The organism is Rhodococcus sp. NPDC057529 (assembly GCF_042802055.1).
Taxonomy (GTDB): domain Bacteria; phylum Actinomycetota; class Actinomycetes; order Mycobacteriales; family Mycobacteriaceae; genus Rhodococcus_F.
On sequence record NZ_JBHVEY010000022.1, the window covers coordinates 64,287 to 90,145 of the forward strand.

The following is a 25,859-nucleotide window of genomic DNA, read 5'->3' on the forward strand; positions in this document are numbered from 1 at the left end:
ATCTCGCCACCAGTTCCACCGGCCGCTGCGCGGCAGATGCAGCGCGGGATGATGCAACCGACGCCGAGGTCCACACGAGCACACCGACAGGCAGATACAGGTGGAAGATCGAACGCACCCTCGCCTGGCTCACCGGCTACCAGCGCCTGACCATCCGCTAGGAACGCCACGCGAACACTTCGCCGGATTCCTTTCACCTCGCCGCCGCACCCACCTGCTTCACGTAACTCCTCACGTGAGACATGCTCCTGACAGGCATCGTCAAGCTGCATCGGAAGAGACGGCCTTCACGAGTGAAGGATCCCAACGCCTCCGATGACCAGGTTTTCGGTGTTAGTGTCCGATCATGGCAGCCGCGTCAGTAGTTGGTAATCGTCTACTGTTCCGCAACGTACGCATCTTCGACGGCGAATCACCGTCACTGACCACAGGGGACGTGCTGGTCGACGGCAGCACGATCGCGGCAGTGTCGCAGTCCCCGATAGGCGACGATCCGAGTCGAGAGACCACTGCCATCGACGGCGGCAATCGAGTCCTGATGCCCGGAATGACGGACGCCCACGTGCATCTGGTCGGCAACGCGAATTCCTACCTCGACATGCTGACGGGCACCGAAGCACGGATCGCGCTCCACGGCCTCGCCGAGGCCAAGAACATGCTCCACCGAGGATTCACCACGGTCCGAGACATGGCCGGCGACACCAGCGCCATCAAATCCGTGATCGACCAGGGACTGTTCGAGGGGCCACGCATCTATCCCTCCCAGGCCGCGATTTCTCAGACCGCCGGGCACGGCGATTTCGGGTTCGTCTACCAATGCCCGACCGCTTTGGGCGGGCCGCCCAGTCGCGCCGAGGAGATCGGTTTCATGCGGGTCGCCGACGGACCGGACCGGGTCCTGGCCGCCGTTCGTGAACAGTTGAAGAAGGGCGCATCCCAAATAAAGATGATGGCCGGCGGCGGCGCCGCATCGCTGCACGACCCGCTCGACACCGTTCAGTTCACCGAACCGGAACTGCGCGCGGCGGTCGACGCCGCCACCGACTACGGCACCTATGTCGCCACCCACGTCTACAACGTCACCGGTATCCGCCGGGCCATCGATGCCGGCGTGAAATCCATCGAGCACGGCCACCTCGCCGACGAGGCCACCATCGCCCTGATCGCCGAGAAGGACATCTGGCTCTCCATGCAACCCTTCGCGGTGGGCGACCACCACTACCCGGACCCCGATCGCGCAAACAAGGACCGCGAGATCTGCACCAGGGTGGCCGATGTCTACCGCTGGGCCCGCAAACACGGCACGAAAACCGCCTGGGGAACGGACCTGCTACTCGAACCCCAGCTCGCCCCCCGACAAAGCGACATGGCCGCCCGCCTGGGCGATCACTACAGCAATGTCGACGCACTCCGGATGCTCACCTCCGGAAACGCCGCACTCTTCCGCCTCGCCGGCGAACGGGACCCCTACCGGCAAGCACCGCTCGGAACAATCACCGAAGGAGCGTGGGCCGACCTGCTTCTCGTCGACGGAAACCCACTCGAGGACCTCACCCTGCTCGCCGACCCGGCCCACCGGCTGTCCGTCATCGTCAAGAACGGCCGGATCGTCAAAAACACTCTGTGACAGATAGATGCAGCGTTCGAAGCCCTCGCGAGGATGACGCACGGGAGGCGTGCTTCGCACCGTTACCCACCGGCGCGGCACACCACACCGCGGGGAGCCGGGAGCCCACGTGGTGGACACATGTATCCGACAGGTGCGTAATGCCCGAAGCTCACACCGGCGAAATCCGTGATTCCGACCCCTCGCCGAATCCCCCGCGACCCCTGGGGGCGCACAGCGTTGCTACGCCCCGACCGCGGCCACTCCTTCCCGGCGTGCTCATCGTCAGGAACCGGCGAGAGTAGCGATCGTGCGCTTCGCGGACCGTTCGACCAGCAGTGGAATGAAATCGCGCACCCGCCCCGCGTCGAATGCCGCGTGCGCCTCGTGCACGATCTGCTCGACCCGCTGGTGCGGCAGGTCCGCGTGGACGCCGGCGAGCCGGTCGACGACCCGCTCGACCTGACGGTTTTCCTCGTCGATGGACAAATCGATCCCTTCCTGATCACTCCGGATACCCGCAATAGTGCCTATACCAACAGTTCCCGACTCGACCGGCGGAACTGCTCCGCGACCACCGGGAACCGGCGGCACAACTGGTCGACCTGCCGGTGCGCCTCGTACAGTTCGGCGCGCAGTGCGCAAGACCGCACCGGATGGGTGCGGTCCTCGCCGTGTTCGATCGACCTCGACAGTTCCGCGATCTCCGCCAGGAGATGCCCGAGAAAAACCTGCGCCTGACGCGTCTGCGCATCCTCGACCCTGTCGAACCACTCCACCTCGCCACCTCCGCGTCACCCGATATTCACACACCTGAAGTTGAAGTTTCAACTTACCGGGGTGTGAGATACGCGACCCCACACACCACCGGCGGACGCGCCTCGGCGCCGAGGAGCACCGCAGTCACCCTCTCGGCCTTAAGGACCGAGACGACCATCTCGCCCCCGACTGGACGTGGACAGGATCCGGGTCACCACATGCTCCTTCAGGGACGGTGCGTGCGGCACGGCGACCATGATCGGGACGAGCGGCGCCAGGCAGGAAAGACGTTGCACCGCAGGGCGGGTTCGCCGCCCGAAACGTAGTGTGACTTGTCCTGGCGACCCCAGAACATGGCAGCTCGGCCACCGAGTCCGCCATGCCATCGGAGGCGCCGGACTTGGCGTCCGTCGAGGCCGTCGCAGGGCACCGAGACCGAACCCGAACCGGGCGAATTCGATAACCACGAGGACCGCATGCCCGCTCGGCCCGAACGGCATGGAGGACATCAAGACGCCGCACCGTGCCTCCACCGAGTGCGGTGACCGTACACAGCGGTACGACGCGCCGACGATATCGGGCCGACGCGGATAGTTGAAGCTGCAAGTAAAGCTATGTTAAATTAGCCGAGCCTTACTGATCTGACGCGGCGGGCGGGGTGTTCTGCGCCCTGCCCTACGCGGGGCAGCTTCTTCACCACACTTTCCGAGGAGAATTCATGCGTTTCCGGGCCAGTCCGATCGTGCTTGCGGTCGCCGCCACCATAGGGCTCGCCGCCTGCTCATCAGAGGTTTCGGCGACGGCGACCGGCGCCGAAACGCTCTCGATCGCGCACGCGCAGGGGCAGAGCGAGGTGCCCGTCGATCCGCAGCGCGTGGTGGTCTTCGACCAGAGTGTCCTGCAGTCGATGATCGACCTCGACCTCCCGGATGCGGTCGGGGTCCCCGCCCTGACCCAGTGGCCCGCCAGCCTCGACCGCTACCGGGGTGAGGGCACCGTGAAGGTGGGGTCGCTGTTCGAGCCCGACTACGAGGCGGTCAACTCCCTCGACCCGGACCTGATCATCGTGGCCTCCCGCTCCGCCGCGGCGTACCCGCAGCTCAGCGAGATCGCCCCGACTGTCGATCTCACCGTCGACCCGAACAACTTCCTGGCGAGCTTCGAACAGCAGAACCGCACGCTCGCACAGATCTTCGGGGCCGATGCCGCAGCCGACACCGCGTTCGCGGACATCGAGACGCAGAAGGCTGCGGTCACCGCGGCCGCGGGCACCGCCGACCGGCGGGGGCTCATCCTGCGCGTCGAGGCCGCCGAAACGACCGCCTACGGGCCCGGTTCGCGGTACGGCATCATCCACGACCTCGGCATCAAGCCGGTCAACGACACCTTCGCCCAGGACGTCGCGCACGGTGACGCCGTCTCGTTCGAGTACATCGCGCAGGCGAACCCCGATCTGCTGTTCGTGCAGGACCGCGAGGCGAAGCTCGGCGACACCTCGGGACCGAACGCCGCACCGGTGCTGAACAACGAACTCGTCAACGGCACCAACGCCGCCAAGACCGGCAAGATCACCTACCTCGATCTCTACACCTGGTACATGGCCCCGAACGCGGTCAGCTCGGTCCAGGAACAGATCCGAGTCGTCGGAGACACCGTCGGCGCGTGATTCGTCCGGCCGTCCCAGACACCGCCGGAGCCCGCACCGCGCGTGCGGGCTCCGGCGGGGCGTTGCGTGCGGGGCACCTCGCCGTCGCGGTGCTCGTCCTTGCCGCCCTGTCGATCGTGTCCCTGTTCGTCGGCGTCGCCGACCTCACTCCACTCGATCTGGTCCGTGGTGACGCCGACACCGTCCGGGTCTTCGTGGTCTCCCGGGTGCCCCGGCTCGTCGCCATCCTGCTGGCCGGCGCGGCCCTCAGTGTGGCGGGTCTGATCATGCAGCACCTGACCCGCAACCGGTTCGTCGCACCCTCCACCGCGGGCACCGTCGAATGGGCGCTGCTCGGCATCCTGGTCGCCACCGTGTTCCTCGGGGGTTCGCTGCTGGGGAAGATGGGCGTGGCGATCGCGTCCGCGCTCGTCGGCACGTTCGCGTTTCTCTGGTTGCTGCGCCGGATCACGTTCAGCGACATGATCGTCGTACCGCTGGTCGGGATGATGTTCGGCGGTGTCGTCATGGCGGTCACCACCTTCTTCGCCTACCGGCTCGAGCTCCTGCAGGCGCTGAGCACCTGGACCGCGGGCGACTTCTCCGGGGTGCTCCGCGGGCGGTACGAGATCATCTGGCTCGTCGTCGCCGTCATGGTGGTCGCATACCTGTATGCCGACCGGTTCACCGTGGCCGGGATGGGAGAAGCCTTCGCACGCAACCTCGGTGTGCCCTACAACGTGGTGGTCGGCGTCGGCATGGTGGTCGTGGCCGTGACCACGGCCGTGGTCACGGTGATCGTCGGCGCGATACCGTTCCTGGGCTTGATCGTTCCCAACGTCGTGACCATGGTCCTCGGCGACAATCTGCGCCGCGTGCTGCCGACCACCGCCCTGGCGGGCGCCGGGTTCGTGCTCGTGTGCGACCTCGTCGGGCGAATCATCCGCTACCCCTACGAGATCCCGGTGGGAACGGTCGCCGGTGTCGTCGGCGCAGTCGTGTTCATTGTGCTGATCCTGCAGGCGAGGAGGGGCCGGTGACGTCGCTTCTCGCCCGGTCGAAGGCGACCCTCGCCTCACGCCCGGCCCGGGTGCTGACCCTCCTCGCCGCCGTCGCGGTCACGGCGGTGTGTTGTTACCTGTTCCTCGACGTCACCGGCTCGTGGACCTACGCCATGAAGATCCGCAGCCGACAGGTGACCTCGATGGTGCTCGTCGGGTACGCCACCGCCGTCGCCGCAGTCGTATTCCAGACCGTCACCAACAACCGGATCCTCACTCCGAGCGTCATGGGTTTCGACAGCCTCTTCGTGCTGATCCAAACCCTGATCGTGTTCTTCTTCGGTGCGGGCGCACTCGCGACGTTCGATCCGCGGATCAAGTTCGGCGTCGAAATCCTTGCCATGATCGGTTTCGCGCTCGCCCTGTACTGGTGGCTGTTCGGCAAGCGCGCCAAGGACCTCTACGTGCTGGTGCTCGTCGGAATCGTGCTCGGAACACTGTTCGCGTCGCTGTCGAGCCTCGCCTCCCGCCTGATCGACCCCAACGATTTCATCACCCTGCAGGACCTGCTTTTCGCGAGCTTCAACACCGTGCATGCCGACCTGCTCGGCATCTCCGTGGTTCTGGTCGTCGCCGCCACCGTCTACGCGCTTCCCCTGCTCCGTCAACTCGACGTGATCGCGCTCGGCCGTGACCACGCCGTCGGGCTCGGCATCGACCATCGCAGGGTGGTCAGCCGAGCGCTCGTGGTGATCGCGATCCTCGTCTCGGTATCGACGGCGCTGGTCGGACCGATCACGTTCCTCGGGTTGCTCGTCGCCAATCTCGGTCGGGAACTGGTCGGCACGTTCGTGCACCGGTGGACGATCCCGGCGGCAGCACTGGTAGCCGTCATCGCCCTCGTCGGCGGCCAGTTCGTCCTCGCCCGCCTGCTCGACTACAACTCGGCGCTGATCGTGGTGATCAACTTCTTCGGCGGCATCTACTTCATCTCCCTACTCGTCAGAGGGGCACGACTGTGATCACCATTCATGAGGTCTCCAAAAAGTACGGGGACAGCACAGTTCTCGACGGCGTCGATCTCGACCTGCACGCCGGCGGCCTCACCTCCATCATCGGCGCCAACGGCGCCGGCAAGTCGACCCTGTTGTCGATCGTGAGCCGACTGATCGAAGCCGACGCCGGAACGGTGAGCGTGGACGGTCTCGACCTCCGCAAAGCCAAGGGCGACGTCGCCGCCACAAAGCTGTCCGTGCTCCGCCAGGACAACAACACCGCCGTGCGACTCACGGTACGAGAACTGGTGGAGTTCGGGCGGTTTCCGCATTCGAAAGGCCGACTCTCCGCCATCGATCGCAACGTCGTCGACGAGGCGATCGACTACACCGGTCTGCACGGCTTCGAGGGCCGCTACCTCGATCAGCTCTCCGGCGGGCAACGGCAACGAGCCTTCGTGGCGATGGTGCTCGCCCAGGACACCGACTACGTTCTGCTCGACGAGCCGCTGAACAACCTCGACATGAAGCACTCCCAGCACATGATGCAGTTGCTGCGGCGCATGGCCCATGAGATGGGCAAGACCGTCATCCTGGTCATCCACGACATCAACTTCGCCTCCTTCCACTCCGATCGCATCGTCGCGATGAAGGACGGCGCCGTGATCGCCGACGGGACCGTCGATGCGATCGTGCGGCCCGATGTCCTACGCAAGGTCTACGACATGGACATCGCCGTGCACGAGGTCGACGGGCGCAAGGTGGCGATCTACTTCTAAGCTTGTGTTTTAAGTGCGCCACGAGCGCGTCTGAGAACTCCGGGATGAGTCACGCCGTGCGGCACCGTCGAGGTCGAGGCAGACGTGCTCCGGTGTCCAGACCTGGCGGGTCTGCACCGTGTTCGCGTGCCGGTGCCCCTCGTACGGGGTGGCGTCGAGGTGGTTCTCGGTGGACCCGTCCACCTCCTCGCCGTGGACTTCCTCGCCGCTCTCGCTGTCGAAGTAGCGTTCATCCTTGCTCAGCCACACCGCCCACCGGGCCGGGTCGGTCTCGGTGTGGGCGGTGGTGACCTCGCTGCCATCGGCGGTCACGCGAGCAGCCGTTGCGCGATGTAGCGGAACTGGTACCGGCCAGCGGTCATCAGCTTTACGACGGCCTCGGTGTCCCCCTCCACCTCGATTATGTGGACAACTACCGTAGGTCAAGCAGCCCGTGGTGCACTGGGTCCAGCTGCGGTCGGGCCCAAGCACAATCTGGCGCGGGCATTAATGGTCGTGTTGGCCCAGGGACAAGGTCGTTCTACTGGAGGAATAGCAAGAACCGGGCCTCGTGGCAATGTTGCCGTTCGCTGTCCTCAGATGTTGGAGGCGTCGGGTGGGAGATCTGCCGGCGGCAGTGGGGATCCACCGAGTTCGGTCGTGGTCGGGCAGGGAAGGTCGAGGGTGTAGGCGGTCATCGACAGTGAGCCGTAGGCGTAGCCGTCGACCAGGACATCGATGGCGGGTGTCGGTGCGGCCGCAGCGAGCCCGGCCAGATACAGGGCGGGGATGAAGTGGTCCGGAGTCGGTACCGCCTGGGTGAAGTCGCGGTGGGCGTCGAGGGCTGCGAACTCGGTCGGGTCGGTGAGCATGCGGGTTCTGGCGTCGTCGTTGAATCGCCTGGCCCATGCGTAGCCGTCGTCGGCGAGTGTCCAGTTCATGGCGCGGAGGTTGTGGACGACGTTGCCGCTGGCGACGACGAGGACGCCGCGCTCGCGCAGCGGGGCCAGCTTGGCGGCGAGTGCGAGGTGGTAGTCCAGGGGTTTGTCCGCGTTGATGCTCAGTTGGACGACGGGAATGGTGGCGTCGGGGAACGCGTGGACGAGTACCGACCAGGTGCCGTGATCGATTCCCCAGCTGTCGAGATCGGCACCGACCCAGGTGGGGTGGACGGTGTCGCTGATCTCGGTGGCGAGTTCGGGCAGTCCGGGTGCGGGGTAGTGCACGTCGAACAACTCGGGGGGGGAATCCGTAGAAGTCGTGGATGGTGCGCGGGCGCGGCATGGCGGTGACCGCGGTCGCGTTGATGTACCAGTGCGCGCTGACGACCAGGATCGCGCGGGGGCGGGGCACGGCCTGCCCGAACGCCTTCCAGGCGGCGGTGTAGCGGTTGACCTCGACTGCGTTCATCGGGTTGCCGTGTCCGATGAACGCCGCCGGCATAACGAGCTTGGAATTGCTGCCTGTCTCTGCGTTCACGGGTTCTCGCCCTTCTCCGGTCCGAGGCACTGTCATTGTCCTCGACTCTCTCGCATGGCGGTGACCGGCCACGCCGGCGCGATTCGACCTGCCGATCGGAGTCGTCTCATCGGGTTGTTCGTCGCCCGTCTGGCGTGTCCGTGCCGATTGCCGTTCCGGGCGTGCACCTGTGGCCGTGTGATGGTGGACGGGGGCATTGCTTGTGTGGGACCTGGTTCCGGGAACCGGGGTTGACGTACGCAGAGGAGTCTCCCGCCACCGTCAACGCGGGAGAACGGTGAGGACGCGATGAATGTGATTGCGGAACTCGGTCATGTAGTTGCGCAGGAATTCCTCGGTGGAGGCGTTGTGTACGGTGCCGTCGTCGCCGAATACCTCGGGGGTGTAGTGGATGTAGGCCTCCGGGGCGGTCATTTGCCGGGCGTTGCAGAAGCTGAGCACCGCCCGCAGGCTCTGTTGGCCGACGGCCGTGCCGATCGCGCCGATGGAGGCGCCGATCACGGCGGCGGGGATGTGGTCGAACGAGTTCTGCCCCCACGGACGTGACGCCCAGTCGATCGCGTTCTTCAGCGCCCCCGGGATGGAGCGGTTGTACTCGGGCGAGACGAACAGCACGGCATCGACCCCGGAAATGGCGTCCTTGAGCGCGGTGCCCTCCGGCGGATAGTGGGTGTCGTAGTCCTGACTGTAGAGCGGCAGGTCCCGGATCGGGATTTCGGCGAACTCGAGATCGTCGGGGGCCACCCGGATCAGCGCCGTCGCCAGGATCCGGTTGATCGAGGTGGACGAAAGACTGCCGATGAAGTATCCGACCTTGTAGCTCATGGTGGTTCCACCCTTCTACCGTTACTGATGTCCGACGATCGCACCTCGGCGCGTGTCACGTCGATCGGCACCGGTCCGTTGGTGGGATCGGCGACGGTCCGGCGTCCCAACGCCGCGCCGGCGGTGTCGCCGGGCACCGCGCACGGCAGGCCGGACGGGTGTTGCCTCCAATTCGGGTATCCGACATGCTGCGGCTCACGGTGTTGGCGCTGAACCCATCCGATCGTAGGCCCGCCGCCGGGGAGCATGGGGTGGTTCGATGAGATCACCGGGTTTCGCGGCTGACGCGGCTATCGTCCGAAGGGTGCCCGTGGTTGGCGCCCGAAGGGTGCCCGTGGTTGGCGCCGTGACCGGAGAGGATCAGTGTGATGGCGACCGTGTCCGCGTCGGTGCCGGACCTGTTTCGGGCGCTCGATCTGACCGGTGTGTTCGCCAACGCACTGCTCGGTGGCGCGGTCGCGCGCAGCCTCCGGTTCGACCCGGTCGGGTTCGCGGCGTTGGCGATCGTGTCGGGTCTGGGCGGCGGCATCATCCGTGACACGTTGTTGCAGCGGGGCACGCCGGTGGCGTTGACCGATTACGCGTACTTGACGACGGCGTTGATCGGTTCGGCCGTGGCGTTCGTAGTGCGGTTCGAGGGCCGCGGCTGGGATCGGGTGTTCCCGTTCGTGGACGCGGTCGCGTTGGGTTGCTGGGCTGCGGCCGGTGCGCAGAAGACCCTGACGGTGGGGTTGGGCTGGTTGCCGGCGGTGCTGTTGGGCACGGTGACCGCGGTCGGCGGCGGAGCGGTGCGGGACATCGCGGTGGGCCGGATCCCCAAGGTGTTCGGTGGGAACACCCTGTATGCGACGTGCGCGCTGATCGCCAGTGGCACACTGGTGCTCGTCCAGTATTCCGGGTACCCGCAGGCGGGGCTGGTCGCGGCCACGGCGGTCGGGGCTCTGTTGTGTCTGCTCGCACGCCGGCGGGGCTGGATGCTGCCGGAACAGATCACCTGGCGGCGGCCGGGCCGTGTCCGCCATCGCCGGCGGAGGGAGAAGTGATGGCCACGAATGCGCGTACCGAGGCGGTGTTGACGGGGCTGGCCGGCATCCGGGGGTGGCAGGAGGAGCTGTACCGGGACCTGCACCGGCATCCGGAACTCTCGCACCAGGAGCAGCGTACCGCCGGCATCGTCGCGGGAAGGCTACGGCAGGCGGGGTTCTCGGTGCACGAGGGGGTCGGCGGCACCGGGGTGGTCGGGGTGCTGGCCAACGGGGACGGTCCGGCCGTGTTGCTGCGGGCGGACATGGACGCCCTGCCCATCCGGGAGGCGACCGGTCTGCCGTACGCCAGCACCGTTACCACGGCCGATGCGGCCGGGAACGGGGTGCCGGTGATGCACGCGTGCGGCCACGACGTGCACGTCGCTTGCCTGCTCGGCGCCGCCCAGCTGTTTGCCGACGCCACCGAGCACTGGAGGGGCACCGTGGTCACCGTGTTTCAGCCGGCCGAGGAGGTCGGCGACGGTGCCCGGACAATGCTCGACGACCGTCTGGGTGAGCTGGTGCCGAAGGTTGATGTCGCGCTGGCCCAGCACGTGCTGCCCGCCCCGGCCGGTGTCGTCGGCACCCATCCGGGGCCGGTGCTGTCCGCGGCCGACAGCATGCGGATCACCGTCCACGGCCGCGGGGGGCACGGCTCCATGCCGCAGGCCACGGTCGACCCGGTGGTGTTGGCCGCGATGATCGTGATCCGGTTGCAGACCGTCATCTCCCGCGAGACCGCGCCGACCGAGGCGGCAGTCCTCACCGTCGGCAGTATCGCCGCCGGCACCAAGAGCAACGTCATTCCCGACCATGCGGTCATCCAGCTCAACGTCCGGACCTACAGCGACGCGACCCGCACCGCGATCCTGGGCGCCATCCGCCGGATCGTCGTCGCCGAGTGCCAGGCCTCGAGGTCGCCGAAAGATCCGGAGTTCGAGGTGTTCGACCGGTTCCCGCCCACCGTCAACGACCCCGACACCACCGCCCGGGTCGGGTCCGCGTTCACCGAACACTTCGGTGACCGACACCGGACGATGCCCCTGCAGACCGCGAGCGAGGACTTCAGCGACATCCCCACCACCCTCGGGGTGCCCTACACCTATTGGGGTGTCGGCGGCATCGACCCCGACACCTACCGCAAAGCCGAGCAGGCCGGGCGGGTATCGGAGGACATACCGGTCAACCACTCGGCGACCTTCGCCCCGGTGATCCACCCCACCCTCGACACAGGCACCGAGGCCCTCGTCGTCGCCGCCCTCGCCTGGCTGTGACACCGCAGGCACGTGAGCGAGGCAGGAATGCTCCGACCAAGGATTCGGTATCGATCGTGGAAGATGATGACCCACGGTGTGCGTGCGAGGTTGATCGACCAACACCGCACCACCACCTGACCGGACGACGATGGGTGCCCGCGACAGAGGACGGGTGGCCCCTCGCCCACCCACCGCATGCGCCCGCCACCCGGCGGTGGTGCGACCGAGTGCGGGGGTGCGGGGTGCGGGGTGCGGGGCAAGGGAATTCGGGGTGACCGATCGCGTGTCCGTAACCCGACCACGGAGGTCGCCGCCGACTGCACGTACCGGCCGCCACGTCCGGCTGTCGCGGTCACCGCGGCGAGACCGGGCGTGACTGTCGATGAGGGCAGTCCGGCGCCCGAAATGAACCTCAGGTATCGACGTCAGGAGCGACTCGACATCCGGTGCGGTGGCGGAGCGTCGAGGGTGTTGGTGGTGCGCCGCTGCCGGCGGTGATGCTTGCGCCGGTCGGTCTCGCTCATCCCACCCCAGGTGCCGTACGGTTCTGCCGCGGCCAGGGCGTAGTCGCGGCACTGCCCGAGTACCGGGCAGTCCGCACAGATCCGTTTGGCTTCGGCCTCCCGGCGGGTGCGGTCGCCGCCGCGCTCACCGTCCGGGGAGAAGAACACCGCCCTGGTCACGTTCCGGCACGCCGCCCTTTCCGCCCAGGTCGCGGTGAGCAGCCCGCCGGCGGCCACCGGATCGGGGAGGTGATCGGTCCGGGCCGGATCCGGCAGGCGCGGCGAGGAGGCCTCGCGGGACGCCTGCACGGACATGCCCGTGTCGGTCATCGAAGCGGATGTCTCGTTTCGTCTCACATGGTGCGTAGCGGTCACCGCGATACCCGGAAACGCCACCGTGCTCGACCGGCCACGGAGAACGCCCCCGCCGCCCGAAGCACCCGCAGCATGCTGGGGTCCGTGTGGGAGCCGACCGTACCGGTGGTGGCCGTGAGCGGTTCCACCTCGCGCCACCGCATCGCAGACAGCGCCGGTGACGGAGTTGGTGCCGGTAGGGACGGACGAGGGAAAAGCGCCAAGGGGTCCTCCCGGGTAGTGGGCCTTCCGGGGGAACCCGTACTCGATGGTGCGACCGCGAGTGTGGGTTCGTTGTCCCGGCGATAACTGGCCGATGTGTTCCGGGCTGCTTCTCAACCTCTACCCACGACGATAACCCAGGAACAACACCAGCCCCCGATGCCGGTCCGGTACCGAACGCTCGTGCTCGTCGCTGTCGGATTGATCCACTCGGTGGTGGGCCCCTGCGGAACGCGGAGGCCGCCGGTCCGCCGGTCATGGGCGTCCTTTCCGGTGGCGGAGTGGTAGCGGGATGCGTTCGAGTGACCCAGGTGCACCGCCAACCAGAGGGTGGCGGGCACCGTGTGAACCGGTACGGGTCCACAGGCACCAGGCACCGACCACGGCACCCCCGGGATCAGCAGCGGCAACAGCAGGAGTCCGGCACGATGTTCGTCGACGTACATCGTGTCGGTGCGCACCCACACGCCCCACAGGTCCGGCCGCTGCCGCACCTGCTCCTCGGTGATGTGTGCGCGCGGGTCGGTCTCGGCGTCCTCGGCGGTGGCGATGTACCGCCAGTGGATCTTCGAGTCATCGCGGTAGCCGGGGTCGCCGTCGAGCACGGTGAACCCGGCCTCGGCGCGCGGGGCGGTGCGTTCGGCGCGGGTGGCTTTCTCCTTCCGGTCCGCCCGCAGCATGCGGGCCTGGTAGTCGAAGGAGTGGCGCGGGCGCTGCGCCAATGCCTCCACGGCCTCGGTGTCGCCGTCCGCCTCAATTATGTGGACAACTTCGACGGTTCAAGCCCGGTCAGACTTCAGAGACTGTCAGGTACCGAGGCCGATGACCACACGACCACGGCTTACGTGCATTTTTCGATGAGCCTGGGGCGTATCTCAGGGTATGGCGACCGTAATCTGTCTCAGTTTCTCGACATCTTTTCAGCTGACATCACGATGGGATCGGACCGCGCCAGTGCCGTTCCGAGACGGTCGAACGGGAGCACGTGATACCGACATCAGGAGTGGTTAGCGCAGCCGCGTACGAACGCGTCCCGGCGTACTCGGAGGCGATGATCACATGGGCAATGATCGGATTGATGACCCGACGACTCGCCACGCACGCGGACGACGCCCCTGGCAGTCGACCCGCGCGGCGTGACACTTTCCCAAAATACTTTCTCAGATCTGCGGCAAGGCGACGCCCAACATGTCTCCGACGTTCACGATCTTGACTCGCGGGCGTCGGTTGGCTCGTCCGGCGGCCCGCTCGTGTTCGTCGATGCGGTGCCAGCCTGCGGCTGAGATGGAATGGGGCACAAGGTCGGGAACATCGTCGGGGTCGTGAGTCGGTGAGTTGAGACTGCCTGCTCGGAAGTCTTCCAGGATCTGGGCGACGGTTTCTTCGGCGCATTTCTTGTTGGTGCCGATCACACCCGAGGGCCCGCGTTTGATCCACCCTGCGACGTACATGCCCGGGATCGCCGAGTCGGACACGGGATCCACGACAACTCCGTTGCGGTTGGGGATGATTCCCCGGGTTTCGTCGAATGGTAGTCCCGGCACCGGGGCGCCGCGGAAGCCAATAGCGCGAAAAACCAGGTCACACGCAAGCTCCTCGGTCTCATCGGTCACCACAGCGCGCGCTCCGCCTGCCTCCGTGGCAACGAGTTCGGTCCGGCGCAGGCGGATTCCTTCGACGGCCGATCGACCGACAAGCTCGATGGGCTCGGCGAGGAACCGGAGCGTAATCTTCCGGTGGTCGGTATCGATACTGCCGGAAAGATCAGCAAGCAGATCCAGCTTGACATGAACCATCGAACCCTCCCGTCCACCCACCGATTCAGCGCTCACCGGGTCGAGGGTCAACTCCTCGGCAAGCTCTACCGAAATACCCGGCGTCTGAACCAGACCGAGGAGTTCCTTGGCCGAGAATGCGGCTTGGGCCGGTCCGCGCCTACCGATCACGGTCACTTCCTCGATGTTGCTGGCCGTCAGGGCTTCGAGGGCATGGTCGGCGATATCTGTTCGTGCCAGGCGCTCGGGGCCGCTGGTGAGGATCCGTGCCACATCCAGGGCCACATTGCCGTTGCCGACGATCACGGCGTGCCGGCCCGAGAGGTCGTAGGTGCGATCGACGTAGTCGGGGTGACCGTTGTACCAGGCGACGAACTCGGTCGCCGAATGGCTGCCCGGTAGGTCTTCGCCGGGCACCTCGAGCGCCCTGTCCTGCAGTGCGCCGACAGCGACGATGACGGCATCGTAACGCTCGGTGAGATCTCGAATCGACAGATCGCGTCCGATCTCCGTGTTCAGGAACATCCGCAATCCCCGGCGTTGCATCGTCTTCGCGAACGTGTCGCTCGCGCCCTTCGTGTCCTGGTGATCCGGCGCGACCCCGAAGCGGACCAAGCCGCCGGGAACGGGAAGCCGTTCGAACATGTCGACCGCGACGTCGAGGCCTCGCTGAGTGAGCAACTCGTCGGCCGCGTAGAAGGCGGCCGGACCGGAGCCGACGATCGCCACCCGTAGGCGGCCTCCGGGCCACCTCTGCGCCGTCAACGGCATCGGCGTGCGGCTGTAATCGGCACGGCCGGGAGGTTCGTACCACAGCGCGTTGATTGCGCGGTACGGCTCTTGCGCGGCGGTGAGGTCGAACTCGTGGGTGATGGCGGCGGCGGGGCACGCCGCGACGCATGCCCCGCAGTCGACGCAACCGGCGGGGTCGATGTAGAGCATCTCGGTCTTCCCGAAATCGGGTTCGTCGGGTGTCGGGTGAATGCAGTTGACCGGACAGACGGGGATGCACGATGCGTCGTTGCAGCAGGATCGGGTGTTTATGTGGGCCATGGGTGCTCGAATTCCGGTTGGTTCAGTCCGCAGCGCGGAAGGTGAGGTGGACGGCGGTGGGGATGCGGAAGCCGTAACTCAGCTTGGGTAGCAGGTCACTCTTCTCGTCGTCGAGACGGATGTCGGCCAGGCGATCGAGTAGCCGGTTCACCGTGATGTCGACCTGGAGCTTGGCCATCTCGGCACCGGCGCACCGATGCCTGCCACGGCCGAGCGTCAGGTGATCGCGCTCGATATTGGGGCGATCGATGTCGAAGGCGCCGGGCTCGGGGAACTCGCGCGGGTCGTGGTTGGCCGAGACCTGAACGATCAGGACGATGGCGCCGGCAGGGATCGGCACGCCCCCGAGCGTGGTGTCCTGGGCGCAGCGACGGAAGAGCCACGGTAGGGGGCTCTCGATGCGCAGTGCCTCGCTGGACAGCGCGCGTATCAGCGAGCGGTCTTCACGGAGCCGGTCCTGCAGTTTCGGTTCCCGGCCGAGCCGTGCGGCGATGTCGGCCAGGTGACCGCCCATCGCGTGATCGGCACCGAAGACGGTCGCGGCGAGATGCATGGTGAGAGCGTTGATGTCGAGCACGCCGTCCCGCACGACCTGCCGCTGAATGAGTTCGGAGACGTAGTCGCCCTCGATCGGTGCGGCATGTCGGACACGAAGCACATCGGCGATGAGCGTGAGAATGTCCATCCGCGCCGCACGGAGCTCGGTGACCATCTCGTCGGTCTGATGGGGGTTGTTGTCGTTGATTTCGAGTGCGGCTGATAACCGCTTGATCTTCGGGTCGGCGTCCTCGGGCAGGCCCATCACCTGGCGGACGACCTTCATCGGCATGACGTCGCTGAATTGTCCCCGGAAGTCGCAGCGTCCGGCGGCGATGAAGGAGTCGATCAGCAGGTCGACCTCGGCCGTGATGATCGGCCGCACGACGGACAGCCGGTCGCGGGTCACCAGCGGCATCACCCACGAGCGTTTGAGTTGGTGGTCGTCACCATCGGAGAAGAAGACGTTGGTCGCCTGGTAGAAGGTCGGGACGTCGGGGGCAACCAACGGTTCCCGAGTGGTCTCGAACGCCTCCGGCCCACCGTCGAGGTTGTTGGCGAAAACCTCGGGGCGCAGGAGGGCCTCGGCGCAGTCTTCCCACCGAGTCACGACGTACATTTCGGAACCGAAGGGACCCGGCTCGGGGAAACGATAGACCGGCGCACTCTCACGCAATGCCGCGAAGTAGTCGAACGGGCAGCGCACGGTCTCCTCGGTCGGGGGCCAGGCCGCAAAATCCTGCGACAACACCTGCACGTTCACCCTGAACCTCCATCCACGTTATGTACTGTGTACATAACGGTCACTTTAGAATCACATACGTACTCTTGGCAATGATCACTTTTGCGTCCGTGTCGAGCGGAGTGAGCGGGAAAGGTGCGCCCACATCGGTGGTGGAGCCCTGAGATATCGTCGGCGTCGCGATCGCCGCCTCGCGCTGGCCGCATGAAAAGGCGCATCAATGATGCTGTTCGGGAACGTTTTTCGCAGACACTCCGGCCGCATGCGCCACCGGTCGGGCTTCCGTCGCGCGCCCGATGCGCGGAACCGCTCCCGCGCCGAATTGCGGCCACCCGGTCGGCCGAGCTTTGCCAAGCTCGGCGCTGCATCCTGAACTAACTCTGCAGCACTCGAACGAACGTGGGCCGCGTCCGGTCGGCTGTGAGTTCGCGGCCGAACACCACCGCTTGCGCCAACAGTCCTTCGATCAGATCGGTCACAATGCGGGCAGCCTGCTCGTCCGTATAGCAGGCGATCAGGGTGTAGCACTCCTCGATCCACGCGGCAGCGGTCGGCTGGAGAGCCGGCCGCCGCCGTGCTGCGAGGAATATCTCGTAATCGAGGAGGAATTTCTCGCGGTCACGACCGGTCAGGATCTGCAGAAATTCGGCAATGGCGCCGGCCAGGTCATCCTCGGGCCGACAGTCGACAAAGGTCTGCTCCAGCGTGTTCGCGCTGCGCTCTTCCGCCAGTTCGATCGCGGCCAGCAGGAGTGCGTCCTTGTCGGCGAAATGGTAGGTCGTCGAACCTACCGGGACATCCGCTTGCGCAGCGACAGCACGATGGGTGAGCCCTTCCACGCCGTCCCGCGTCACCACCTGCAGCGCCGCCACTGCGATCCGGGCACGGCGTCCGGGGTCGTAACGCCGGGTCCGACGCGTCGTCGCCTCGGTCACGAGGACCTCCTCACAGTTGTGCAGACCTGCGCACACCTGAAATGTATCCGAACGGCAGTGAGCCGCCCCGACGAGTACGACCTCGGCGCAGTCGGCACGATCGACCAACCACCCGAGGCAACCGGCGCGAGCGGCGAAACACCGCGGACGCTCCCCGAGCGCTACGGACGCACACCCATTGACTACCCGGCACACGTGGTGGCATTATCTCCATCACGTAAGAATGAGCACTTGCTCAATAAAAGCTTCGGCCGTCCCGTGGACGGCCTGAACGCGGTGGACCACCCCACCGACAGCGCGGTCCGGACCTCGGTGACATACGCCCGGCCGGCCTGCATTGCCTCGAAAGGATGACCATGATGGATACGACGCCCGCCTTCACCGGCCGGAACTGGAGATATTGGACGGAGCCGACGATCCTCGACATCGACGGTGTGCCGACCGCGTACCGCAGGGGCGGAGCCGGTGAGACCCTGGTGTATCTGCACGGCGGCGGCCACACCCGCGCGTGGACCCCGCTGCACCGGGAACTTGCGCAGCACTTCGATGTCATCGCCCCCGAACACCCGGGATTCGGAGATTCCCCCCGGCCCGCGGAGATGGACAACTGGGAAGACTGGATCCTGCACTACGACGCCTTCTTCCGTGCGTTGGACTTGGATCACTTCCATCTCGTGGGGACCTCCCTGGGTGCGTGGCTGGCGGCGAACCTGGCCATCTACTACCCCGAGCGGTACCGCAGTCTGACCCTGATCACGCCGCTGGGTGTCCGGATCCCCGACGAACCGCTGTTCGACATCTTCCGGCTCTCCCCGGCAGAGGGTCTGGACAGGCTGCTCAACGGTCGGGCCACCCAGCACGAAGACCAGTTGGCCCAGGAGGACGATTTCGAGGACGGAATCCAGGCCTTCCGCGAGGACAGCACTGCGGCGCTGCTGATGTGGAACCCGCGTTACGACCTCAAGCTCGACCACCGGCTTTCTCGTATCACGGCGCCGACCCTCGTGCTTGCCGCCGAGGACGACCGCACGGTCGGCAACGAGCAGGCCCGCGGATTCGCCGACCGCATCCCGAGTGCCACCCTGACCGTGCTTGCAGGCCCAGGCGGAGAGCCTTCGAGCCACGGGATGGTGATCGACCAATCGGCGGAGGTGGCCGCCACGGTGGCCGCACACGTCGCCGCCGCGGTCGCCGAGCCCGCCGCCGTCTGAGCCCGCCGCGAAAGGAAACCAACACCATGCATGAGATCGAATTCTTCAGCTTCCTCGAATCCGGTTATCCCCGAATTCCCTACGCCGGGCAGCGTCCTAGCAAGGCCGTCTACATCGACCTGCCGAACTCGAATTACGACCCGATCGAGGGCCAGCGCGCCATCGAGAACCAGCTGGAGATGCTGGTCCGGATGGAGGACTTCGGCTTCGACGGTGTCTCCTTCTCCGAGCAGCACAACGGCCCCATCGGTTTGGGGCCGAACGCCATGCTGGTGGCGGCCTGGCTGGCGTCGAACACCAACCGGGTCAAGATCTGGGCCAACGGGCCGTTGATGAACGCCTACCAAACCCCCATCCGTCTCGCCGAGGAGATCGCCTGGGTCGATACCGTCTCGCGGGGACGGCTGATGGTCGGACTGCCGATGGGGCTCGGGGCGCAGTATCACTCGCTGAACATCAATCCCGCGCTCGCGCGTGAACGCCATGCCGAAGGCCACGATCTGTTGGTCAAAGCACTCGACGAGCCAGGGCCCTTCACCTGGCGGGGCAAGCACTTCAACCACAACTACGTCAACCTCTGGCCGCGCCCGGCGCACAAGATCGACTTCGTCCTGCCCGGCGGCGGCTCGATCGAGACGCTGGAACTGGCCGCCAAGCGCCGCTACACGTATCAGACGGTGCTCAACTACCGCCCGGCCATGATTCAGATCATCGACAAGTTCCGGAACCTGTGCCGCGAAGAAGGTTACGACGTCGACCCCAAACAGATCGCCACCGTCGTGGAGGTCCACGTGGCCGAAACCGACGCGATCGCCCGCCAGGAGTCCGAGGCGAGCATCCTGTGGAACTACCAGAATTACTTCCAACACCCCGAGCACGAGAGTTTCCCCGCCGGCTACTCCTCCGAGCGGTCCATGCGCTCGATCCGCACACAAGGGTTCGCGGTCGACACCAAGAAGATGAGCTTCGACGATCTGCGCAAGCACAACTGGATCATCGCCGGATCGCCCGAGACGGTGATCGAGGGACTCGAGCAGTTGATCGACGACACCGGAACCGGGCGCATCCTGTTGAACTTCTCCACCGGAGCCAAACCGCGCTGGCTCATCGAGAAGACGGCCGGGCTCTTCGCGGAGCAGGTCCTGCCCCACTTCCGCAGGCAGGCCGGTCAGGTCGTCGACACCACACCACCGGGTTTCGGGACCGCGTCCGAGTACGCCGTCCGCCGCAACGCAAGCGCCCCCAACCCGACCATCGTCCGCGAAGGCTACTTGCGGGACGTGCACCGTGACCGGTGGGATCCCGAGGGCGCGAAGATCGAACCGTGGCACGAGCCCGCCCCCGCAGGAGGTCGGTGACCGCCATGAGCGTATGGAACGCACTGCGCCACCCCGCGCCGCCCCACCCGTTCCCGCACTCGATAGCCGGTGACGATTGGGTCATCCTGAGCGGCGTCGCCGGATTCGACCCGGCGACCGCCACCATCTCCGATGACGCCGCCGAACAGACCCGCGCCGTCATCAACAATGCCGCGTGGGCCCTCGAAGCCGCCGGATCCAGCTGGGACGAAGTGGTCTACATCAAGCCCCACTTCAGTTCTCACGATGCCATCGTCGAGGCGGACCCGGTCATCCGGGAAATGCTCCCCGAACCCCGGCCGGCAAGCGGCGGTGTGATCGTGTGCGGACTGGCCGACGCCGCGATCCAAGTCGAATTCGACATCTGGGCCTACCGCGGAGCCCAACGGCGGCAAGCCGACTGAAAATGCCTGGCGGGCAGTATCAGATGTGTGTGGAACATCAGATGTGTGTGGAACGTCGTCGGCGGTCATATCTCGATCTGGCCGCCGACGCTCACAATCGCACCGGTCGGGTCCGAGATGACCTCACACCCCGCCAGGGATGGCCTCCCACAGAGAAAGGACGATTCCCATGACCTTGTCCCTCATGACACAGCCGTCGGACGCGCAGACGCTCCGTAAGGCCTTTGCGCACTACCCCTCGGGCATCACAGCCTTGGCCGCAACCGTGGACGGCAAGGACCACGTCTTGGTGTCCTCGTCGTTCATGGTCGGCATCTCCCTGGATCCCCCACTGGTCTCGTTCGCGGTGCAGAACAGTTCCCGGTCCTGGCCGGTGATGCGCCGGGCACAGCAGATCGGCGCATCGGTGGTGGCCGGGCACCAGGAGTCGCTGTGCCGTCAGTTGGCCGGAAACGATCGCGAACGCCGACTGGCCGGTGTCGGGATCCACCGCAACGACGATGCCATCTTCATCTCCGAAGCCGCGGCCTGGATGAGCTGCTCGGTCTACGCCGAGCACCCCGCCGGTGATCACTCGATCGTGGTCCTGGAAGTCACCGCCGTACACACCGATCCCAGCATCGATCCGCTGATCTTCCACCGATCCCGCTTCCGCCCACTTGGCTGACCGTCCCCATCGACCTCTCCCACCGGTTTAGTGGCGCACCCCATGCCAGACCCCTCACGCACCGCCGGCCGCCGCGTCCGCGAGCCGGGGGTCGATGCACCCGTCCGCCCCCTGACAACGTGGACGATCCTCGTCCTCATCGTCGGTGCGATGACGCCCCTCTCCGCGACGTCAGCACCGCCCGCATGAATTTCGCGTTCGGTGGACCCGCGCCGATCGCCGTCATCGGCTACGACGTTGCCCCGATCACCGTATTCACATCCAACTCGACTGTGGCCCAAGAAATGATCTGGATCGTGCTGGGCACGGGACTTCTCGGTACCGGTATGGACTCCGCCTCGAGCGCGGCCGCCACGGCGTCTACGCAGACCCCCGAGGCCGGAAACACCACCGCCGAAAGCCGAACTCCGAGCCGAGACGTCGCCCCGCCGCCACCATCGGCGGGACAACCCCCAGCAAACCTGGCAGCAGCGACGCCGAACCTGGAAGGAACAGGAACCACCCGATGATCATCACCGTGTTCTCTCGAACCGACGTCGATGTCGCCGAGCCGGACGTACTCACCCAATTCAAGGTCGACGTCGCCGGCCTCGAACTCCACGACGTCGCCCATGCCTTGGACCACGTGGGGGCCGGCACCCTGGAAGGCGGCGACCATGCCTGGATTCGTGTGGATTTCATCAAGAGGGCCGTCGGGCCACTCGCCGCGGACCCCGCATGGGTTACCTCCTTCGACGCCATGGTGCACTATGCCCGCTCCCAGGCCTGGATCAGCGACGACGGTGCCCGCATCCGCGGTCATCTCGACGGCCTGACGCGGGTCTCGAGCGGATCCGATACCGCCCGGACGGACCACCCCGAGCAGAACACGCAGCCCACCGGCGCCCGCGATGCCGTGGACGGCGCCATCGCATCCCCGGGCTACCGAGTCGTGATCGTCGGCCTCGGACACCACGGCGTCGGCATTGCGCGCCTGCTCCCCGCCCTCGGGCATCAGATCGTCGGCGGAGTGGATATCGGCGACAAAGTCGGCCGCCCGCTCTCCGAAATCGTCGGCCTCCCGGCCGGCCTGGACGTTACCGTCACCGGGTCGGTGCACGAGCTGCTCGACGCTCTCGAGACCCCACCCGATATCGCCGTGCTGACCGCCTCCGCCTCCGCGGACGTCGTCTTCGAGCAGGCCCGCCACTTCATCCGACACGGAATCAACGTCGTCACCTTGCACCAGGACGGACTCACACCCGACCCCGCATGGACGGGCGAGCTCCACCGGTTGTGCACCGAACACCGCGCGAGCTTTCTGGCCACCGGTGTACAGGACATCTGGTGGGTACAACTCCCGGCCCTGGTCGCCGCAGCATCCCAGAACATCCGCAAGATCACCTTCACCCACACCGTCGCCCTGGACTCGCTGTCCGACGCGGTGGCTCGGGAAATCGGCATCGGTTCCACCCCAGAGGAATTCGCTCGGGTGGCCGCGGCGGCGCAGGCCCACCCGAGCGTCCTGGGTGGCCCGATGCGCGAGGCCGCCCGCCGAATCGGCGCCACCGCAGCGGCAGTGCACGAGACCTACGAGCCCCAATTCAGCGACACCGAGGTGCGCTGGAACGGCGGCACGTCCGTCATCGCCGTCGGCGATGCCATCGGGACCAGGGAAACGGTCCGCTTTTCCACCGACCGAGGAATCGACTTCGAGGGCGTGATCCAAGTCGTTCCCATCGCCGTCGACGAGGCTGCCTCCGCCCTGACGATCACCGGCCAGCCCGACCTGCACCTGGAAATCCAGCCCTTCCCCGGCGACGATCTCACCAACACCGGTCTGATCAGCCGGATCCCCGACGTCGTCGAAGCCGCTCCCGGCGTGCTGTTTTCAGCGGATCTTCCGCCGGCGCGCCACCACTTCGCCGCCGCCCCCGGTGCGGCGCCCACCCCGCACTGAACAGGGCAGATATCCGCGTGGGGTGGGGACAGGGGTGATACCCCTGTCCCCACCCCACGCGGATTCCGCGCTACCTCGCCACCACCGGGGCGCCCGAGCCATGCCGGTGGAACGGGGTCGGCAGATCGACCGTCGAGACCACTCCCGCCGGTGCCGCCAGCACATCGGGGATGCGGTTGATCAGGGAAGCGTTGACCGTCGGCGGGCCGGGAGTCATGCGATGGGTCAATTCCACCGCCGGGAATCCGCCCAACACCGCGTGGAAGTCGTCCTGATCCATGAGCACCGAGGTGACCAGTTCGGCGACCAGATCGATGCCCTCGACGGTGTGCACGGTCACCACGTCGCGGCGCCCGATGGGCTCACCCGCGGTGATGGTGCGACCGAGGGTGATCGACTCCACCGGGGTATCGATCACGTACGGGCTCATCCGCCGGGACTGCCCGGTGACCGTCAGTCCCAGCTTGCGGGCGATCACCGGCAGGGTGGCGCCGAAGACCGATGGTGTCTTGGCCGCCTCCGTCGCGGCCGCCTCGAACTCCTGCGGGGTGGAACCGATGCCCACCCACGTCACGAATTCCTGCGGGTAGCCGTCTACCCCCAGGTGCTGCTCGAGCCGGATCGGGCCGAGTTGCAGTTGCAGTGCGGTGGCCTGGAGCACCAACCCGGTCCAGGCGGCATCTTGAACCCCGGTCGCGACGACGGTCTTTCCCGCGCGCTTGGCCGCGGCATCGAGGTCGCCGTAGAGCTCCGGTGCGAAACTGTGGAGGTCGAAGGCGTCTTCGACGATGGTCAGCACGTCGGCCCCGCGGGCGAGGGAATCCTTCAGCAGCGGTACCAGCGCCGCGATCGGCAGCTTGGCGGCCACGAGGATGACGTCGGCGGAGCCGTCCGGGGCGGGAAGGTCTGCCAACTCACCCGCCACCGTTCGCCCGGCCAGACCCGGAACATCGGTCACCGCTCCCAGATCCTGGCCGGCGTAGGCCGGATCCACCGCCCCGGCGACGACCATTCCGGCATCGTCGACCGCGCGAACGATGTCTTTGCCGTGCTCGCCGAGCCCGACCACGATCACTCGCAGTTGTTGCGTCATTCCTACCCCTTCATGAATGTGAGCGACTGCTCAAAATAAATCATGACGGAGAGGCACCCGGCGGTCAAGACGCCCTCCTCGCACCCGGATGCACACCGGTCCACGAACGGGTCCGGCCGCGTCAGCGGTCGGAATGCTCGAATTCCGCGAGTGCGGGGTGATCGACGAGCCAGGGCCGAAGCGCGAGACCGAGGAGCTCCTCCTGTCGCCGCGGCTGCCCATTGGGCGATCCGGTGACGTACTCGATCTGCAGCCCCACCGCCAACGCCACCAGCAGGTCGGCCAGATCCTCGGGAGCAATGTCAGCCCGCAGCGCGCCGTCCTCGACGGCCTCGCGGATGTGGCTCACCAGCATGTCCCGCCAGCGCGCTTCGGCCCGGCGCTGCACCTCGTGCAGCGGGTCGGCGATGGCCACCTGACCGTAGAAACTGAGCGAGACCCGCGCCTCCTGCTGCCCCACGGCGGACAGCGGAAGAACCTCCCGTAGAAGCACCCTCATCGCGGCGACGCCCCGCACGCCCCGGGCGATCTCGTCGATCCGGGAAGTGATGTCCGCGAAGTACAACTCGAAGGCCGCGATCGTCAGCGCCCGCGTGTCGTCGAAGTAATTCCACAGCGCGCCCGCCGCGATCCCCAACTCCTGGGCGAGACTGCGGGTGGTCACCCCCTCGACCCCGTGCTGCGCCACCATCTGCAGGTAGGCGCGGGCGATCTCGGTACGACGGGCTTGGCGGTCCACGATCTTGGGCATGGCCTCATTCTGTCCGAATTCCGGCCCGCCGACTCCCGTCGACCCTGGATTCGGCCGGGGCGCGGTCGCCTCGACGGTTCCGAAACCGCCCATCCGGTGCTAAAGTTGAGCGCACGCTCATTTTAAATCGTGGTTCGGAGAGGTTGCCGTGGCACCACACGACGGCCCCTCTGTCGCCGCAGCGCCGATTGGAGCGGCAGGCGCTGCGACGACCCGGCACAGCGCCTGGGCTCCGCGACGGAACGGATAGACCACAGCCCACCATCTGCCCGGCGAACCGCCGGTCGGATGATCGCCACCGCCAGGAGGAAGTCCCGTGACCGCTTCGACGACCCACCCCCACACGCAGAACATCGATCGCGCCCGCGGCGCCGTGGCCCGCGGTGAACTCGTGGTCGTGACAGATCCGTGGCGATCGGTGCTCATGCTCGGCGCCGAAACCGCGAGCACCGCAGCCCTGGCCGAGATGATTCGACTGACCTCGGGGTTCGTGCAGGTGGCGTTGCCTGCCGCGGCATGCGACCGGCTGATGATTCCGGAAGCCTCGGCGTTCTGGCGAGAACGCCGGTCCCCGACGTTCGGTCAGTGCGTCGCCGTGGATGCCGCCCACCAGGCCGGGACCGGCATCTCCGCTCACGACCGGGCACGGACCATCCGCACGCTGACCGCTCCGACGACCGTTCCCACGGATCTGACGCGGCCCGGACACGTGGTGCCCGTCCGGGTGCCCGACCGGTACGGGGAGGCGAATCCGTTCACGGCGGCCGTCCTCGATCTGACGATCGCCGCGGGCCTGCACCCCGGTGCTGCCTTCGCAGATCTCGTCTCACCGACCCATCAGCAGGACATGGCCTCACCCGGTGACGCGCGTGAGCTTGCCGACGTCCTCGGCATCGCGTTCGTCGAGGTACCCGGCGGCACCAGGGCCGCCGGTCGGTAATGCCGGCGGGGCAACCAGGTCCATCG

General features: G+C 66.7%; 25 protein-coding genes and 1 pseudogene. 14 read left to right on the forward strand and 12 right to left on the reverse strand.

What is annotated here, in order from left to right; all coding sequences use genetic code 11:
* Positions 1–346 precede the first annotated feature (346 nt).
* Entirely contained in the window at positions 347–1,627 is a 1,281-nt protein-coding gene (locus tag ACFU5V_RS33315; protein ID WP_378704266.1) for an amidohydrolase family protein, read from the forward strand.
* Positions 1,628–1,891: 264 nt separating this feature from the next.
* Here ACFU5V_RS33315 and ACFU5V_RS33320 read toward each other — a convergent pair whose 3' ends face one another.
* Both ACFU5V_RS33320 and ACFU5V_RS33325 read right to left on the reverse strand, forming a co-directional pair.
* Complete coding sequence (locus ACFU5V_RS33320) at positions 1,892–2,095, reverse strand: three-helix bundle dimerization domain-containing protein (protein WP_378704269.1); 204 nt, start codon at positions 2,093–2,095, stop codon at positions 1,892–1,894.
* A 41-nt stretch (positions 2,096–2,136) separates the two neighbouring features.
* Positions 2,137–2,385 (reverse strand): hypothetical protein, encoded by a 249-nt coding sequence (locus ACFU5V_RS33325; protein WP_378704271.1) that lies wholly within the window; start codon positions 2,383–2,385, stop codon positions 2,137–2,139.
* Between the two features lie 698 nt (positions 2,386–3,083).
* On the opposite strand from ACFU5V_RS33325, the gene ACFU5V_RS33330 reads away from it, so the two are divergent.
* From ACFU5V_RS33330 to ACFU5V_RS33345, 4 genes are read left to right on the forward strand one after another with little or no spacing between them, the layout of a single operon-like run.
* Positions 3,084–4,031 (forward strand): siderophore ABC transporter substrate-binding protein, encoded by a 948-nt coding sequence (locus ACFU5V_RS33330; RefSeq protein WP_378704273.1) that lies wholly within the window; start codon positions 3,084–3,086, stop codon positions 4,029–4,031.
* Positions 4,028–5,050 carry an ABC transporter permease gene (locus ACFU5V_RS33335; RefSeq protein ID WP_378704275.1) on the forward strand — a complete coding sequence of 341 codons (1,023 nt, stop codon included), beginning with the start codon at positions 4,028–4,030 and terminating at the stop codon, positions 5,048–5,050. The genes ACFU5V_RS33330 and ACFU5V_RS33335 overlap by 4 nt, the downstream gene beginning before the upstream one ends.
* The gene (locus tag ACFU5V_RS33340; protein WP_378704278.1) at positions 5,047–6,033 is read left to right on the forward strand and encodes an iron chelate uptake ABC transporter family permease subunit; all 987 of its coding nucleotides are present in this window, start codon (positions 5,047–5,049) and stop codon (positions 6,031–6,033) included. The genes ACFU5V_RS33335 and ACFU5V_RS33340 overlap by 4 nt, the downstream gene beginning before the upstream one ends.
* Positions 6,030–6,785 carry an ABC transporter ATP-binding protein gene (locus ACFU5V_RS33345; RefSeq protein WP_378704280.1) on the forward strand — a complete coding sequence of 252 codons (756 nt, stop codon included), beginning with the start codon at positions 6,030–6,032 and terminating at the stop codon, positions 6,783–6,785. Before ACFU5V_RS33340 ends, ACFU5V_RS33345 begins: the two co-directional genes overlap by 4 nt.
* A gap of 9 nt (positions 6,786–6,794) precedes the next feature.
* Here ACFU5V_RS33345 and ACFU5V_RS33350 read toward each other — a convergent pair whose 3' ends face one another.
* The 3 genes and pseudogenes from ACFU5V_RS33350 to ACFU5V_RS33360 all read right to left on the reverse strand — a co-directional run bounded on the left by ACFU5V_RS33350 (position 6,795) and on the right by ACFU5V_RS33360 (position 9,068).
* A complete protein-coding gene (locus tag ACFU5V_RS33350; RefSeq protein ID WP_378704283.1) occupies positions 6,795–7,097 on the reverse strand; it encodes a hypothetical protein in 303 nt (100 codons plus the stop codon).
* Positions 7,098–7,360: 263 nt separating this feature from the next.
* Positions 7,361–8,207, reverse strand: a pseudogene (gene ygiD / locus ACFU5V_RS33355) (4,5-DOPA dioxygenase extradiol).
* Positions 8,208–8,504: 297 nt separating this feature from the next.
* The gene (locus ACFU5V_RS33360) at positions 8,505–9,068 is read right to left on the reverse strand and encodes an NADPH-dependent FMN reductase (RefSeq protein ID WP_378704286.1); all 564 of its coding nucleotides are present in this window, start codon (positions 9,066–9,068) and stop codon (positions 8,505–8,507) included.
* Between the two features lie 368 nt (positions 9,069–9,436).
* Here ACFU5V_RS33360 and ACFU5V_RS33365 point away from each other — a divergent pair, with 368 nt between their 5' ends.
* Together ACFU5V_RS33365 and ACFU5V_RS33370 are read left to right on the forward strand one after the other, a co-directional pair.
* A complete protein-coding gene (locus ACFU5V_RS33365; protein WP_378704288.1) occupies positions 9,437–10,111 on the forward strand; it encodes a trimeric intracellular cation channel family protein in 675 nt (224 codons plus the stop codon).
* Complete coding sequence (locus tag ACFU5V_RS33370) at positions 10,111–11,367, forward strand: amidohydrolase (RefSeq protein WP_378704291.1); 1,257 nt, start codon at positions 10,111–10,113, stop codon at positions 11,365–11,367. Before ACFU5V_RS33365 ends, ACFU5V_RS33370 begins: the two co-directional genes overlap by 1 nt.
* A gap of 407 nt (positions 11,368–11,774) precedes the next feature.
* Here ACFU5V_RS33370 and ACFU5V_RS33375 read toward each other — a convergent pair whose 3' ends face one another.
* From ACFU5V_RS33375 to ACFU5V_RS33395, 5 genes are all read right to left on the reverse strand, one after another.
* Positions 11,775–12,182, reverse strand: a complete 408-nt coding sequence (locus tag ACFU5V_RS33375) for a WhiB family transcriptional regulator (protein ID WP_378704293.1) — start codon at positions 12,180–12,182, stop codon at positions 11,775–11,777.
* A gap of 359 nt (positions 12,183–12,541) precedes the next feature.
* Complete coding sequence (locus ACFU5V_RS33380) at positions 12,542–13,159, reverse strand: hypothetical protein (RefSeq protein WP_378704296.1); 618 nt, start codon at positions 13,157–13,159, stop codon at positions 12,542–12,544.
* Between the two features lie 429 nt (positions 13,160–13,588).
* Positions 13,589–15,256 (reverse strand): FAD-dependent oxidoreductase, encoded by a 1,668-nt coding sequence (locus ACFU5V_RS33385; RefSeq protein ID WP_378704299.1) that lies wholly within the window; start codon positions 15,254–15,256, stop codon positions 13,589–13,591.
* Positions 15,257–15,278: 22 nt separating this feature from the next.
* Complete coding sequence (locus ACFU5V_RS33390; RefSeq protein ID WP_378704301.1) at positions 15,279–16,556, reverse strand: cytochrome P450; 1,278 nt, start codon at positions 16,554–16,556, stop codon at positions 15,279–15,281.
* A 353-nt stretch (positions 16,557–16,909) separates the two neighbouring features.
* Positions 16,910–17,470 carry a TetR/AcrR family transcriptional regulator gene (locus ACFU5V_RS33395; RefSeq protein WP_378704304.1) on the reverse strand — a complete coding sequence of 187 codons (561 nt, stop codon included), beginning with the start codon at positions 17,468–17,470 and terminating at the stop codon, positions 16,910–16,912.
* Between the two features lie 57 nt (positions 17,471–17,527).
* Between ACFU5V_RS33395 and ACFU5V_RS33400 the strand changes: the two genes are divergently transcribed.
* The 6 genes from ACFU5V_RS33400 (at position 17,528) to ACFU5V_RS33425 (ending at position 23,049) form a co-directional block, all read left to right on the forward strand.
* Positions 17,528–17,824 (forward strand): hypothetical protein, encoded by a 297-nt coding sequence (locus ACFU5V_RS33400; RefSeq protein ID WP_378704306.1) that lies wholly within the window; start codon positions 17,528–17,530, stop codon positions 17,822–17,824.
* Complete coding sequence (locus tag ACFU5V_RS33405) at positions 17,821–18,681, forward strand: alpha/beta fold hydrolase (RefSeq protein ID WP_378704309.1); 861 nt, start codon at positions 17,821–17,823, stop codon at positions 18,679–18,681. Before ACFU5V_RS33400 ends, ACFU5V_RS33405 begins: the two co-directional genes overlap by 4 nt.
* A gap of 26 nt (positions 18,682–18,707) precedes the next feature.
* Positions 18,708–20,039 (forward strand): LLM class flavin-dependent oxidoreductase, encoded by a 1,332-nt coding sequence (locus tag ACFU5V_RS33410; RefSeq protein ID WP_378704311.1) that lies wholly within the window; start codon positions 18,708–18,710, stop codon positions 20,037–20,039.
* Between the two features lie 5 nt (positions 20,040–20,044).
* The gene (locus ACFU5V_RS33415; RefSeq protein WP_378704313.1) at positions 20,045–20,443 is read left to right on the forward strand and encodes a RidA family protein; all 399 of its coding nucleotides are present in this window, start codon (positions 20,045–20,047) and stop codon (positions 20,441–20,443) included.
* Between the two features lie 169 nt (positions 20,444–20,612).
* A complete protein-coding gene (locus ACFU5V_RS33420) occupies positions 20,613–21,110 on the forward strand; it encodes a flavin reductase family protein (protein ID WP_378704315.1) in 498 nt (165 codons plus the stop codon).
* A 505-nt stretch (positions 21,111–21,615) separates the two neighbouring features.
* A complete protein-coding gene (locus ACFU5V_RS33425) occupies positions 21,616–23,049 on the forward strand; it encodes a hypothetical protein (RefSeq protein ID WP_378704318.1) in 1,434 nt (477 codons plus the stop codon).
* 70 nt (positions 23,050–23,119) lie between these two features.
* Here ACFU5V_RS33425 and ACFU5V_RS33430 read toward each other — a convergent pair whose 3' ends face one another.
* Positions 23,120–24,142 (reverse strand): hypothetical protein, encoded by a 1,023-nt coding sequence (locus ACFU5V_RS33430; protein ID WP_378704320.1) that lies wholly within the window; start codon positions 24,140–24,142, stop codon positions 23,120–23,122.
* Positions 24,143–24,263: 121 nt separating this feature from the next.
* Complete coding sequence (locus ACFU5V_RS33435; protein ID WP_378704323.1) at positions 24,264–24,893, reverse strand: TetR/AcrR family transcriptional regulator; 630 nt, start codon at positions 24,891–24,893, stop codon at positions 24,264–24,266.
* A 316-nt stretch (positions 24,894–25,209) separates the two neighbouring features.
* Here ACFU5V_RS33435 and ACFU5V_RS33440 point away from each other — a divergent pair, with 316 nt between their 5' ends.
* Complete coding sequence (locus ACFU5V_RS33440) at positions 25,210–25,833, forward strand: 3,4-dihydroxy-2-butanone-4-phosphate synthase (protein WP_378704325.1); 624 nt, start codon at positions 25,210–25,212, stop codon at positions 25,831–25,833.
* Positions 25,834–25,859: the final 26 nt, after the last annotated feature.

Bases quoted from the DNA above. Each gene is read 5' to 3' on its own strand.
- ACFU5V_RS33315 (WP_378704266.1), top strand. From the start codon at position 347: ATGGCAGCCGCGTCAGTAGTTGGTAATCGTCTACTGTTCCGCAACGTA.
- ACFU5V_RS33415 (WP_378704313.1), top strand. From the start codon at position 20,045: ATGAGCGTATGGAACGCACTGCGCCACCCCGCGCCGCCCCACCCGTTC.
- ACFU5V_RS33430 (WP_378704320.1), bottom strand. From the start codon at position 24,142: ATGACGCAACAACTGCGAGTGATCGTGGTCGGGCTCGGCGAGCACGGC.
- ACFU5V_RS33370 (WP_378704291.1), top strand. From the start codon at position 10,111: ATGGCCACGAATGCGCGTACCGAGGCGGTGTTGACGGGGCTGGCCGGC.
- ACFU5V_RS33330 (WP_378704273.1), top strand. From the start codon at position 3,084: ATGCGTTTCCGGGCCAGTCCGATCGTGCTTGCGGTCGCCGCCACCATA.
- ACFU5V_RS33410 (WP_378704311.1), top strand. From the start codon at position 18,708: ATGCATGAGATCGAATTCTTCAGCTTCCTCGAATCCGGTTATCCCCGA.
- ACFU5V_RS33375 (WP_378704293.1), bottom strand. From the start codon at position 12,182: ATGACCGACACGGGCATGTCCGTGCAGGCGTCCCGCGAGGCCTCCTCG.
- ACFU5V_RS33405 (WP_378704309.1), top strand. From the start codon at position 17,821: ATGACCATGATGGATACGACGCCCGCCTTCACCGGCCGGAACTGGAGA.
- ACFU5V_RS33435 (WP_378704323.1), bottom strand. From the start codon at position 24,893: ATGCCCAAGATCGTGGACCGCCAAGCCCGTCGTACCGAGATCGCCCGC.
- ACFU5V_RS33365 (WP_378704288.1), top strand. From the start codon at position 9,437: ATGGCGACCGTGTCCGCGTCGGTGCCGGACCTGTTTCGGGCGCTCGAT.
- ACFU5V_RS33385 (WP_378704299.1), bottom strand. From the start codon at position 15,256: ATGGCCCACATAAACACCCGATCCTGCTGCAACGACGCATCGTGCATC.
- ACFU5V_RS33425 (WP_378704318.1), top strand. From the start codon at position 21,616: ATGATCATCACCGTGTTCTCTCGAACCGACGTCGATGTCGCCGAGCCG.
- ACFU5V_RS33420 (WP_378704315.1), top strand. From the start codon at position 20,613: ATGACCTTGTCCCTCATGACACAGCCGTCGGACGCGCAGACGCTCCGT.
- ACFU5V_RS33360 (WP_378704286.1), bottom strand. From the start codon at position 9,068: ATGAGCTACAAGGTCGGATACTTCATCGGCAGTCTTTCGTCCACCTCG.